The sequence below is a fragment of the Sphingobacterium sp. UBA5996 genome, from assembly GCF_002429765.1.
GTDB lineage: Bacteria > Bacteroidota > Bacteroidia > Sphingobacteriales > Sphingobacteriaceae > Sphingobacterium.
Genome location: NZ_DJAS01000011.1, coordinates 47,566 through 60,286, shown reverse-complemented (window position 1 = coordinate 60,286; position 12,721 = coordinate 47,566). Strand labels below are relative to the sequence as shown.

Annotated in this window: 14 protein-coding genes; all 14 read right to left on the bottom strand. The window is 39.8% G+C overall.

Translation table 11 applies throughout. From position 1 onward, the window contains the following. Positions 1-8: 8 nt before the first annotated feature. The 14 genes from nuoF to B3E00_RS07630 all read right to left on the bottom strand — a co-directional run bounded on the left by nuoF (position 9) and on the right by B3E00_RS07630 (position 12,571). Complete coding sequence (nuoF, locus tag B3E00_RS07695) at positions 9-1,364, bottom strand: NADH-quinone oxidoreductase subunit NuoF (protein WP_293889238.1); 1,356 nt, start codon at positions 1,362-1,364, stop codon at positions 9-11. Position 1,365: 1 nt separating this feature from the next. Then, a complete protein-coding gene (gene nuoE, locus B3E00_RS07690; protein ID WP_293885232.1) occupies positions 1,366-1,887 on the bottom strand; it encodes a complex I 24 kDa subunit family protein in 522 nt (173 codons plus the stop codon). After that, complete coding sequence (locus tag B3E00_RS07685; RefSeq protein WP_293889236.1) at positions 1,880-3,115, bottom strand: NADH-quinone oxidoreductase subunit D; 1,236 nt, start codon at positions 3,113-3,115, stop codon at positions 1,880-1,882. The genes nuoE and B3E00_RS07685 overlap by 8 nt, the downstream gene beginning before the upstream one ends. A gap of 10 nt (positions 3,116-3,125) precedes the next feature. After that, entirely contained in the window at positions 3,126-3,620 is a 495-nt protein-coding gene (locus B3E00_RS07680) for an NADH-quinone oxidoreductase subunit C (protein ID WP_293889234.1), read from the bottom strand. A 3-nt stretch (positions 3,621-3,623) separates the two neighbouring features. After that, positions 3,624-4,175 carry an NADH-quinone oxidoreductase subunit B gene (locus B3E00_RS07675; protein ID WP_293885237.1) on the bottom strand — a complete coding sequence of 184 codons (552 nt, stop codon included), beginning with the start codon at positions 4,173-4,175 and terminating at the stop codon, positions 3,624-3,626. Positions 4,176-4,233: 58 nt separating this feature from the next. Next, positions 4,234-4,608 (bottom strand): NADH-quinone oxidoreductase subunit A, encoded by a 375-nt coding sequence (locus B3E00_RS07670; protein ID WP_209578296.1) that lies wholly within the window; start codon positions 4,606-4,608, stop codon positions 4,234-4,236. 119 nt (positions 4,609-4,727) lie between these two features. Continuing rightward, positions 4,728-6,527, bottom strand: a complete 1,800-nt coding sequence (locus B3E00_RS07665; protein ID WP_293885239.1) for a tetratricopeptide repeat protein — start codon at positions 6,525-6,527, stop codon at positions 4,728-4,730. A gap of 25 nt (positions 6,528-6,552) precedes the next feature. Continuing rightward, positions 6,553-7,479: a PstS family phosphate ABC transporter substrate-binding protein gene (locus tag B3E00_RS07660; protein WP_293889232.1), complete on the bottom strand. Its 927-nt coding sequence runs from the start codon at positions 7,477-7,479 to the stop codon at positions 6,553-6,555. A 328-nt stretch (positions 7,480-7,807) separates the two neighbouring features. Next, positions 7,808-8,695 carry an energy transducer TonB gene (locus B3E00_RS07655; RefSeq protein ID WP_209578293.1) on the bottom strand — a complete coding sequence of 296 codons (888 nt, stop codon included), beginning with the start codon at positions 8,693-8,695 and terminating at the stop codon, positions 7,808-7,810. A gap of 31 nt (positions 8,696-8,726) precedes the next feature. After that, positions 8,727-9,284 carry an ExbD/TolR family protein gene (locus B3E00_RS07650; protein WP_209578292.1) on the bottom strand — a complete coding sequence of 186 codons (558 nt, stop codon included), beginning with the start codon at positions 9,282-9,284 and terminating at the stop codon, positions 8,727-8,729. 24 nt (positions 9,285-9,308) lie between these two features. Beyond that, positions 9,309-9,971 carry an ExbD/TolR family protein gene (locus B3E00_RS07645; RefSeq protein ID WP_209578291.1) on the bottom strand — a complete coding sequence of 221 codons (663 nt, stop codon included), beginning with the start codon at positions 9,969-9,971 and terminating at the stop codon, positions 9,309-9,311. A gap of 110 nt (positions 9,972-10,081) precedes the next feature. After that, complete coding sequence (locus tag B3E00_RS07640; RefSeq protein WP_209578290.1) at positions 10,082-10,906, bottom strand: MotA/TolQ/ExbB proton channel family protein; 825 nt, start codon at positions 10,904-10,906, stop codon at positions 10,082-10,084. Positions 10,907-11,337: 431 nt separating this feature from the next. Next, positions 11,338-11,688, bottom strand: coding sequence for a translation initiation factor (locus B3E00_RS07635; protein WP_293885243.1), 351 nt, complete (start codon positions 11,686-11,688; stop codon positions 11,338-11,340). Positions 11,689-11,692: 4 nt separating this feature from the next. Beyond that, the gene (locus tag B3E00_RS07630; RefSeq protein ID WP_293885244.1) at positions 11,693-12,571 is read right to left on the bottom strand and encodes a diacylglycerol/lipid kinase family protein; all 879 of its coding nucleotides are present in this window, start codon (positions 12,569-12,571) and stop codon (positions 11,693-11,695) included. Between the last annotated feature and the right edge of the window lie 150 nt (positions 12,572-12,721).

Below are 12,721 nucleotides of genomic sequence, written 5' to 3'. Positions count from 1 at the left end.
AGCTTCTATTATGATACTATTGGTTGTAAAGGATCAGCATAATGCGCCAATCCATAATTTCGTGTCTGCGACTCTTCCGGATGAAGAATGTGCCATTCAAATTCATCCCTAAAGTGCCTTATTGCAGCCGCCACCGGCCATGCTGCAGCATCACCGAGTGGACAGATTGTATTTCCTTCAATTTTTCGCTGGACATCCCATAGCAAATCAATGTCCGACATCGAGCCGTGGCCGCTCTCGATCTTATGCAACACTTTTTCCATCCATCCCGTTCCTTCACGACAGGGCGAACATTGTCCGCAGCTTTCATGATGATAGAAACGTGCAAAATTCCAGGTATTACGCACCACGCATTGATCCTCATCAAATACGATAAAACCGCCAGATCCAAGCATTGTACCGGTCTGGAAGCCGCCATCTGCCAACGACTCATAGGTCATCAATCGACTATTTCCAGCTGCAGTTTTCAAAATTAAGTTGGCCGGTAAAATAGGGACCGAAGAGCCCCCTGCCACAACAGCTTTCAGTCGCTTCCCATTGGCTATACCGCCACAATATTCGTCCGAGTAAATAAACTCTTCCACAGGCAGACCAAGTTCAATTTCATAGACACCTGGTTTTACAATATTTCCGCTCGCAGATATTAATTTTGTTCCTGTACTACGTTCTACACCAATCTTTGCATACTCATCGCCGCCCAAATTTATAATCGGAACTGTCGCTGCGATTGACTCCACATTATTTACCACTGTAGGACAATTATATAAGCCCGCAATCGCGGGAAAAGGAGGTTTAATACGCGGGTTACCGCGCTTTCCTTCCAAGGATTCTAACAAAGCAGTTTCCTCGCCGCAGATATAGGCTCCTCCCCCCGGCTGAACGTAGATCTCCAGATCATAACCGGATCCTAAGATATTTTTTCCTAAAAAGCCTTTCTCCTTCGCTTCAGCAATAGCACGCTCTAGGATTCTGATCTGCGGCATCATTTCTCCACGCACATAGATATACGACGTATGAGCCCCCAAAGCGAAGCTGGATACAATCATTCCCTCAATGAGTGCATGCGGAATATGCGTCATTAAATAACGATCCTTGAATGTCCCTGGCTCAGATTCGTCTGCATTACATACCAAATAGCGGGGCACTCCTTCGGGTTTGGCCAAAAAGGACCACTTCATCCCTGTCGGAAAACCAGCTCCTCCACGACCGCGTAATCCCGACTTTTTAACCTCCTCAACAACCTCTTCAGGAGACATGTTCTTTAATACTTTCTCAACAGCAACATAACCACCTTTTTGCCGATAGACCTCAAAGGTATTGATGCCAGGAACATCGATATGAGTCAACAAAAGTTTACGCGCCATATTATTCTGTTTTAGCTTTTAAATTATCAATCAATTCGTCGACTTTATCTTCCGTCAGATTTTCGTAGAATGTATATTCAGGGCCAATCTGTAAGACCGGTCCAAAACCGCAGGCTGCCAAGCATTCGACGCCGCGCCAGGAAAAAAGTCCATCGCTTGTGACCTCCCCTTCTTTCACGCCTAGCTTTTGTTCTAATCGCGCCATAATACGTTCTGCACCAACTAAACAACAAGGCCCTGTGCGACAAATCTCCAGCACGTATTTCCCTTTAGGCTGCAATAGGAACATTGTGTAGAATGTAGCGACTTCATATACCTCGATCGGTAATATATTAAGATACATGGCAATCTTGTCCATCGCATCTGCGCTGACCCAACCATACTCCGCCTGGACCAAATGTAAAATGGGTAATAGGCCTGATTTCTGCTTTCCCTCAGGGTAACGACTGACCACTTCTCCAAACTTGGCCAACAAGTCAGGAGAAAACGTTACATGTTCATTATTTTGTTTTACACTAAGCATCTAGTTCTCCCGCTATAACGTTAAGACTACTCATATTTATTATGGCATCTGAAATCAGCATTCCTGCGCTCATTGGCGCAAATAGTTGATAGTTGACAAAAGAAGGCCTTCTGAAATGAAGACGGTAAGGTGAGCGTCCGCCATCATGAATCAAATAAAATCCAAGTTCACCGTTTGCACCTTCGACGGCATGATAGACATCAGCTTTTGGTGTGTCGACCTCACCCATGACGATTTTGAAATGATAGATTAAGGCCTCCATATTGGTATACACTTGCTCTTTTGGAGGCAAATAGAAATCAGGCACTTCGGCATGGAATACCCCTTTAGGCTCTTTCTCGATTTTGTCCAATGCCTGCTCTATAATCCGAAGAGATTGCCACATTTCGGCATTCCGTACCATAAATCGATCATAGACATCGCCTGTAGTGCCAACAGGCACATCGAAATCAAATTCGTCATAGGAGCAATAAGGATTCTGTACACGCACATCGTAATCTACTCCTGTCGCCCGCAAAATAGGACCTGACCAACTGTAATCCAAAGCTTCTTCTGCCGTTACAGCAGCAACTCCTGAAGTCCGTTCAATAAAAATACGGTTACGAACAAACATTTCTTCAAACTCTTGCAATACAGGAGGATAGCGTTTCAAAAATTCACGTATTTTCTCAAAGGCTATAGCATTGAAATCACGTTCAAATCCTCCAATACGACCGATATTAGTTGTCAAACGAGCGCCACATATCTCTTCAAAGATTTCATAGATAAATTCACGCTCTTGCATAACATATAGAAATCCCGAAAACGCTCCTGTGTCCACACCTAAGATTCCGTTACAAATAATATGATCTGCAATGCGCGCAAGCTCCATAACAATGACACGCATATACTGCACACGCTTAGGAATCTCTATCTTAAGAAGCTTCTCAACAGTCATATGCCAGCCCATGTTATTGATTGGTGCGGAACAATAATTCAGACGGTCTGTCAATGGAGTGATTTGATAAAACGGCCGATGTTCTGCAATTTTTTCAAACGCCCGGTGAATATAACCGATTGTAGACACACCACTCACTATACGCTCACCATCGATCTGAACAACATTTTGAAATACACCATGCGTGGCGGGATGGGTTGGCCCAATATTTAAGGTAATCAACTCATCTTGTGGGTCGTTATCTTCAAAAACGGGTTGATTGGGTGTTATCTTGCTAATAAATTCGCTCATATTGTATACTTTAACGGCCGAAATACAAATCTTTTTTATCTACGCGATTTGGATCTTCCAAAGGATATTCCTTACGCATAGGAAATACCTCCATATCATCAACATTCAAAATTCTTCTCAGATCGGGGTGTCCTATAAAATTGACACCAAAAAAGTCATAAGTTTCACGCTCCATCCAATTCGCACCTTTCCAAACCACAGTCGCAGTTGGAATCTCAGGATTCGGACCTTGTAAAAACACTTTCACCCGTATCCGTATATTATGAACTAGACTATGGATATGATAAACGACAGCAAATTCCTTCTCCAAATGCGGATAATGTACTGCTGTAATATCGGTCAGATGGATAAACTGCAGCTCACTACTCGACTTCAGGAAACGAAGCACTTCGATCAGGTCTTCTTTTTCAACAATGACGGTCAATAGATCGTGAGCATCCGGAATTTCTTGAATCTTTGCGGGAAAATTCTCTTCGAGCTTATCCAATAAAAAACTGTTTTCCATCGTTTATTTATTTGTATGAATTCCGTACTTTTCAAGCAATGCCTTATATTCTGGCGTATTTCTCCGGTTCAAGGATTCATTCTTCACGATGTCCTGCAAACGCAATACTCCATCCAAAATTGCTTCGGGGCGAGGGGGACAACCCGGCACATAAACATCGACCGGTATAATTTCATCGATCCCCTGCAGCACAGAATAAGTATCGAAGATTCCACCGCTAGAGGCACAGGCCCCTACAGCGATTACCCAACGCGGCTCAGCCATCTGCACATACACCTGCCTTAGCACAGGCGCCATCTTCTTTGCAATAGTACCCATGACCAATAGCATATCTGCCTGCCGCGGTGAAAAGCTAGGTCTTTCGGCGCCAAACCTTGCCAAATCATAGGTTGAACCCATTGTAGCCATAAACTCGATACCGCAACAGGATGTGGCGAACGGCAAAGGCCATAACGAGTTGGCTCGCGCCAAGCCGATGGCTTTATCTAAACTCGTCGCAAAAAAACCTGCGCCTTCTACTCCCGGGGGAGCTTGTGCTAATTTTATATCACTCATGAAAAGTCGATTTATAGGTTTAGTATCGTTGGCCAAAAACCAACCATAATGAGGACATCTAGTCCCAGTTTAATGCTTTTTTCTTAATCACATAGATAAAGCCTAATAAAAGCAGTCCCATGAAAATAAACATCTCTATCAAGCCTTGCAATCCCATATCACGAAAGTTTACAGCCCAAGGGTACATAAAAATGACCTCCACATCAAATATCACAAATAGGATGGCCACCAAGAAATATTTGATTGAGAACGGCTGCCTCGCATTTCCGATAACTTCAATCCCTGACTCAAAAGCTCCAAGCTTGTTTTCTGTGCGGACCTTTGGTCCGATAAGATGTGTAATAATTATCGTACTTACTCCAAATCCCACAGCTACTAAAAGCTGTATAAATATCGGCAAGTAGTCTATCGGCATACTATTGGCTTGCTCCATCTCAACTAAAATTTATATTGGTAACTATCTTTAAATATAGAGATTCCATGGTAAAAAACAAAACAAAAAAGGCGTAGATATTACTATCTACGCCTAATTTAGAATGATTTTACTTAAGCTTATTTTAAACCTTCTAAGTAACCTTTAACAGCTTCATTCGCTGGATCTATAGCTAATACTTTTTGGAAACTTTCCTTCGCTTTAGGAAGATCTTGTTTCACGTAATAGTAAAGACCGATATACGTATTTGCGTCTATTAAATAATTCTTATTTTTCTCTTGTGCACCACGTTGATTGATTGTTTCAATCAATTTTTGGAATGAAGCTACGAAATCACCTTTAGGTTGCTCCAGGTTATCTGCTGTTAAAGCAGCAAAAGCTTTGTAATAAAGTGCATTGATCAAATATTTATCTTGCGCTTCTTTATTGTCAGTTGTTTCAATTACTGATAAGAACGTCTGTGCTTTTTGTAAATCAGCTATGGCTTTATCTCTAAGCTCCTGATTAACCACAACTTGCTCCTCGTTTTTACTACCTGCATCTTCTTTAGCACCGATTTGATAGTAAGCTTCACCAGCATAATAATTTGCATCAAACAAATACGTTTTATTATCTGTGTAAGACGCCACTAGTTCAAAAAGAGAGGCCGCCGTCTGCAATTCTTGCTCTTGATATTTAGCAAAAGCCAGCTCTGCAGTTTCGCCCAAAAGCTCTTTGTCTAAATCAATTGCTTTTTTAATATCAGCAATACCTTTTTGAATATTTGCCTCATTCTCAGGCGTCAACACCGGTGCGGCTGTGGCTGTGCTGTCTGCACCACCCTCTACATGTTTTGGACTATTAGCAGCGATTTCAGACATACCCAAATACATATAATCCAATGGAATTACACGATCTTTCTCCATTTTGCTGAACATCTGATTCAAATACTCCAATGCTTTTGGATAATCTTTAGCTTTTTGGAAAGCGATATAACCTAAGTAACGGTAGATTTTTGGATCTACAGAAGGATTTTGCGCTAATTCCTCCGAAACTACCTTCAAATCATCGTACTGACGTGCATATACAAGGAAATCGGCATAGCGGATTTTTGCTTCCAACGAGTTATCGCCAGCAACTTCAAGATATTTCTTATATTGCTCAACACCCTTTTTATTTAACTCAACATATTTCTCATCAGAAGTGCCTGGCAACCTCGACCATTGGTTGTAAGTCTCAGCTAGCTCACGATAAGTAGGAGCATAAGTTGGCGTCTCCGCCGCGATAGCTTCTAATTGCGTGATGGCTTCATCAAAAGCTTGTGCACCCCGTACAATTACCGCTTGTCCAACTTTAGCTTGAACCGAATTCGGATCGATATCCGTCGCTTCACCATAGCTAGTATAAGCCAAAGATCCTTCTTTCAAGCCGCGATACGCATCACCTAACGCGATAGGAATAGCAACATCTTTTTTGTTTTTTTCCTTCGCCTGTGTGAGATACTCTAACGCTTTTGCATAATCAGGTTCAGGTGCATTGATATATGCACGACCGATCTCCAACAATGGCTCATAATCCTTTTTACCTAATTTTGCCGTTGCCAAAGCGAATTTAGATTCCGCACTTGCCTTATCCTTTTTCATTAAGTCAACATAACCCAAACCTACATTATTGATTGTAGCCTTTGGATCAGCGGCCAAACCTTGGTTGAAAATCGTAGCGGCAGAATCCGCTCTGTCGTTTACCAAATAAATTTGACCCAAATAGAAATAATTATCTCCATTCTTAGGTTGCTTAGTCACTAACTGTTGAAGGATAGTTTTAGCTTTACCATAATTTTCAGCCTCGATGGCTGCTCTAGCATCTTTCAAACTTTGTGCACTTACTGTGCCCACAGATCCGGCCAATAAAAGACTAAATAATAATTTGCTGTTTGTCATAATCTATTTTTGTACTATTTATTATCTATTTAATATAACTTTCATCTCTAATAATGATCTCACGCCCAGGCATTGTGGCAGGAACCAATCCCGCTTTCAAAACGATTCGCTGTCCGCGATCGCCTGTCAAAAAAGCACTAAAACCCAAACCTAAGCCCATATTTGGCTGATAATTCATAATGTAGACAGGCCTCACAAAAGGGTATACGCCATCAGCTATAGTCGATTGAGATGGTCTATAGAAATTGACCTTTTCACCCCCTTGATCCCTACTTCCGATGCTCAATGTACGAATTTTATCCAATAAATTCGAATTTTTTTCTACAGCTTTCAAATACCAATTGTAGCCAATAACACCCACTGTATTCGCATTATCACTGACGTATTTCATCACTTCCTCACTATCCTTCATTGCTGAAACAGCTTTCGGATCAATTTTGTTTAATTTGAAATAATCTTTCAAATACCGTAGTGTACTCGAATTGGCATTATCAAAGATCAACCGTTGCCCTGCTAAATTACCTTCCAACAAAGACTTAACGTCTTTTTGTGACATAATAGTATCCTTACTATTGCGATTATTGACTAGTACAACTGCATCGGAAGCTATTTGAAAGATTTTCGGCTGAATACCGCGCTTCTGAAAGTAGCTACCTTCCTCGTTTGTCAACTTTCTCGTCAATACAACAACGTAAGCCGAATCAGAAAGCAAAGCATTTACCGCTTTAATCTCGGGCCTAGCGATCAACTCCAAACTTGAATTTGGATAAGAACTTTCAAAAACATCCGCAGATTCTTGGATGATAGGCAACAAAGTCTGATCAACAATAACCGGAAGTTTACCCGTTAGAATATCCTCTCCTTCCTTTGTACTCTTTGTTTTATTTTTGCACGAAACAAATACTCCCATACAGACGCCTAGCATCATAAGAACCATTTTATATTTTCTCATACGATACATCATAAAATAAGACAGTTTAAATAAAGAATAGTTTAACTTTCGAAGAGAGAGTTGGTTAAAACTAAATGAAAGAGGCGCTTAATTAAAATTATTTTGCCAAAGCCGAACAAACCGCATAAATGAATACAGAATCAATACGACGCCAAAAATTGTTTTGTAAGTTGGATTAATTTCAATCGGAAAATTGTCCCAGAATATAATCAAAAGGCCCAAAACAAAATAAAAGCCAAACATAAAAAGTCCTAAAATAGACAGAAACCGCTTCAGAGGCGATTTCTGTCTATAATTTGAACTACTATTTGAATTAAAATTTGTCATTCTAATTTTGAAGGTTCAATCGAATTGGTAAAGTATAAGCTACACGAACTGGACGACCATTTTGAATTCCTGGTTTCCATTTCTTCGCTTTCTTAAGCAACCTTACAGCTGCATCACCAGTACCATATTTCAAATCACGTTTGATATTGATGTCTGTCAAGCTACCATCTTTTTCTACGACGAACGATACCTCAACTACACCATTTACACCATTTTCTGTTGCGGCGGCAGGATACTCGTAGTTTGAACCTACCCACGACATAAATGCTTGCATACCACCTACAGGCATTGGTTGGACCTCAATGGCATTAAATGGAAGAATTTCATCTCCATTACCATTAGGATCTCCTTTTTTTGCTCCAGTGATCGCACCATCTTGTTTCTTTGAACCGAATTCACCACGGGCAACCGAAGTACCTGTCGGACTACCTTTCAAGGTAATACGCGCTGGAGTTTTATTTGGATCCTTCAATTCTTCCTGAGAAGCAACTTCTTCTACAACTTTGTTTGCAGGAGCTACTTTAGGTTCAGGGAAACGAACCAAATCTTCTTTCGGTACATCCATGGCCACTTGTTGAGGTTTCTCTTCCGGTTCTTGTGGAAGCGGTTCCTCTTCTGGCGGTTCTGGTGGCTTGATTTCTTCAAGGTCTTCCAACGTAACTTCAGTGACTGCCGGAGGTGCCTCTACAGGCTTCTTCGGGAACAGCTTACTTCCGAAAACGCTAAGGAAACTGGCTATGGCCACAATGCCGATAACGACAAGAAGCCCCCTGTTAGTCGCTTTGGGCGCAAGTTTACGAAGCTCGTAAGCTCCATACTCCCTGTTTCTGCCCTGAAAAACGACGTCAAGCCATTCTTTCTTAAAAATATCTAATTTTGACCCTATCATTTTATTTTAGTTTTATGTGTCAATCTAATAACTAATCATTATAGATATTGTCACGTTTTAACACTTCGACTTCTTCTGGTGTAATCTTTCCGATCATATAGCGTTTAACGTCTACAATTTTCATCTCGTCAAGAATATCAACCAGATTGCGTTGTGTACATTTTTCACTAGGACGTATGATTACAATCATGTCTTTACCGCCTGAAACGCGAGGTACATAAGCCTTTTTCTCCATCAAGACCTTACGGATCCCATCTGCGCCATAACCAGCAACAGTAGGCCCTTCGATCGGATTAGCTACTTGACCATATACCCAAGAGACTTTGTTGTCAGAACCCAATAAAATTGTAAGGGAACGATTATCTGCCGTAAGCAGTTCATCTTTTTGTTCTTCTTTAATTTTATTTTTGTCTGGCATAGCCACATCCATTGCCTGCGGTTTATTTAAGGACGTGGTCAACATGAAGAAGGTGATCAACAAGAAGGCCAGATCCACCATGGCTGTAAGGTCTACCTTACCCCCATTTTTTTTGGATCTTACTTTCCCGCCTTTTCCTTTTTTACCACTATCCTGATTTAATTCTGCCATCGTTTGTTCTTATTAAATCGTCAATTATTTGTCCTCAGCACGCATGCCCGTTATGAAACTAAATTTGTTTTGCTTTTGATTACGCAATGTTTCAATAACTAAATTAACCGAAGGATATTTTTCATTCGCATCTGCTTTGATAGCCATCTTCAAAGGTCCAGGATGCACGAAATTTTTATCCGATGCTTCTTTTTCCTTATTCACTTCTTCAGCTGCGAGGCGAGTATTTTGAACCCAATAATACAACTCATTTGAAGTGTTTTCAGTACTATCAATAGGAATACCAGTTTGCACGCCTTTTTCTGTACGCTTACTTCCGTCTAAGGCCAATAACCCTTTCAATTTAGACATTGGTACACCAAAGTTTTCCATCAATTTGAAACGATCGTAATCTTCTTGCGAAAAGCCAACGCCATACTTTGCTGACATTCTTTCTAGTGCTTTTACACGAACTTGTTGATCAGTCGTACCGAAGAAAACTTTACCTTGATCGCCTATTGTGATCATACCTACATTTGAATCAGGTAACTTATCTTTCGTAGTCGATGCTGGGGTATCCACCGTCAATGCTTCCGGTTGGCGCGCTGTCGCCGTTAAGACGAAGAACGTAAGCAGCAAGAACGATACGTCACACATCGCTGTCATGTCGATCGACGTACTGGCTCTTTTTACTTTTGCTTTACCCATTTTAAATTCTTCTTTTTAAATTAAAAACTCAATCTTCTATCCTATGATGATTTTAATATTCGATTTCCATAAAATAAATTTAAAAAAATCAAATATTTTCATCATAGTTCTTATTTGTGGTTTGCAGCGTATGTTTGTACGATTGAGAAACCAGCTTCGTCGATAGAGTAAGTTAATTTATCGATTTTTGCAGTAAAGATGTTATACAATACGATAGCGAATGTTGATGTCGCGATACCAGTTGCTGTATTGATCAAGGCCTCAGAGATACCGTTCGCCAATTTAGCTGAATCTGGAGCACCGCCTGTTGCCAATGCCGAGAAGGCTTTGATCATACCTGTTACCGTACCCAATAGACCACATAATGTACCGATAGAAACTAATGTAGCGATAACGTTTAAGTTTTTCTCTAACATAGGCATTTCCAATGCAGTTGTTTCTTCGATTTCTTTTTGGATTGCAATAGCCGCTTTTTCAGTGTTCACTTCAGGATCTACGGATACTGATTTGTACTTCAATAAACCAGCTTTCACAACGTTTGCTACTGAACCTTTTTGTTTGTCACACTCAGCAATAGCTGAATCGATGTTTCCACCATTAATCAACGTTTGGATTTTACGAACAAAGTTTCCAACGTTTCCAGTACCAGAAGCTTTGTTGATAACGATAAAACGTTCTACCGAGAAAACCCATACCATTAAGAATAAACCAAGCAAAACAGGTACGATAGCCCCAGCATGGTAAACCATTCCTAAATAGTTACCTGGGTTAGGAGCATTTTCTGGATTGTTATCAACGAAGTTAGTTGGATTACCCATCACAAATTTCCATACACAGAAACCCACGATGAAACAGATGATGATTGCAGCTTGAGCAAAGAAAGATCCTCCGTTGTTGCTCTCTTGTTTTGCAGCAGTTTTAGGTGCGTTTGCCATTTTTCTAATTTTTAGTTTTTTACTGTTGTTTAAATATATAATGTTGTTTAAATTATATGTACTCCTATTCGCTTTTGAAATCAATTTGCAAAGCAAATTTAATATTTAATGTCAAATTTAAAATATTCCTCTTAAATATGTAAAAAAAATCAAATTTGTTTTTTTAAACTGAAACACCGTTAATGTGTGTTATTTTTCTCAGCAGCTCCCGTTATATAATCATTGTTTCTCATTGCTAAATCGCTTATTCGCAATAATTATTTTACAATGAAAGCCATTTTTTTTTTGATATGCAAGAAAATCAAAGATTTTAAATTACAAAAAGTAAGTGATTACTCATATTATCAAACAAACACACAGGTTACACACAAACCATACTTGCCTAATAAACAATTCATTAGATTTAATCTGAATATTCTCGCAATACTTGTTTAACCACCCACTAATTTTACGCGATATCCCTCTTTAAGTAACAACTCGTAGATCTTTTGTTTAAACTCCCCCTGGATGATGATCTCGCCATCCTTTACGGTTCCGCCCACTCCGCACTTCTGTTTCAACAATTTACCTAAAATTTCCAGGTCTTCGGTTTTTCCTACAAACCCTGTGATCAACGTAACAACTTTTCCTTTCCGCATTTTGCGATCAAGCTGTACTTTCAAGTTTTGCTGATTCGTTGGTAAAGTATCCTGTTCCTGAAAAAAATCAGATAATTGATAATTGAAGCTATCATCTGTGGAATAGACAACCCCTTCATAAGACTGTTTTTTATTTTTACTCATGATCTTAGCAAATTATTTTTAAGGCTTTTGGCATAATGGAAATATCCAGTTTATCTCCCAGTTCGATTGGTTCCCCATCGACGTGTACTGGTGAAATCTTATCCACCTCAATCCGTATATTCTTCCCAGGAATGATCTCTACATAACTGGATTGATCTGCCGATTTGTTAAACAGATGAAAAATCATCTTTGGCAATATATAAAGTGGGAATTTGTGCACAATACAGACATCTAAAATACCATCATTCACTGAAGCCTGCGGCGCAATATAGGCGTTATTTCCATATTGAGGAGAATTCGCTACACTGATCATAAAAGCCTGTCTTTCGTACACTTTTCCATCGATGGTTAATTTGTAATGTGCGGGTTGATATTTACTGAGCACATTAAACACTGATTTCATGTATCCCAACGGTCCACGAATATTTTCATTAGCAAAATTTTCGCTCACGGATGCATCGAATCCCAAACCAGCAATATTAAAAAATCTTCTTTCATTGATAACACCACAGTCCACCTCGATTGATTCAAAACGATTAATCCGGCGGATAGCTGCAGCTTCATTCATAGGTACGCCCAAGTAAAGCGCCAAACCGTTGCCCGAACCCTCAGGAATAATCCCCAATGGAATTCCAGACCCAACCAAAGCTGATCCCAATTCATTGATTGTTCCATCGCCTCCCACGGCTATAACCGCATCATATCCTTCTTCAATGGCTTTCAACCCAATTTCATAGGCATGATTCGGTCTAGCTGTCTGTTGAAAAGTAGGATCAAATTTTTGTAGATCAAGCACATCTAACACCTGCTTTTTAAAAGATGTTTTGTGCTTTCCTCCTGAAATCGGATTAATAACAAACAATATTTGTTTACGTTCTGACATATCCCAAAGATAGCGGAAATTACGAATTTCTTAAAATAATGTAATCTTTGTGCATCTTAAAGTATGTGACTATACTTTTTAAATTAAAATATAAATTTGATTTTAAATAATCCTTAAAGTATTGTAGCTTTGTCGCATAAAAAATAGAAT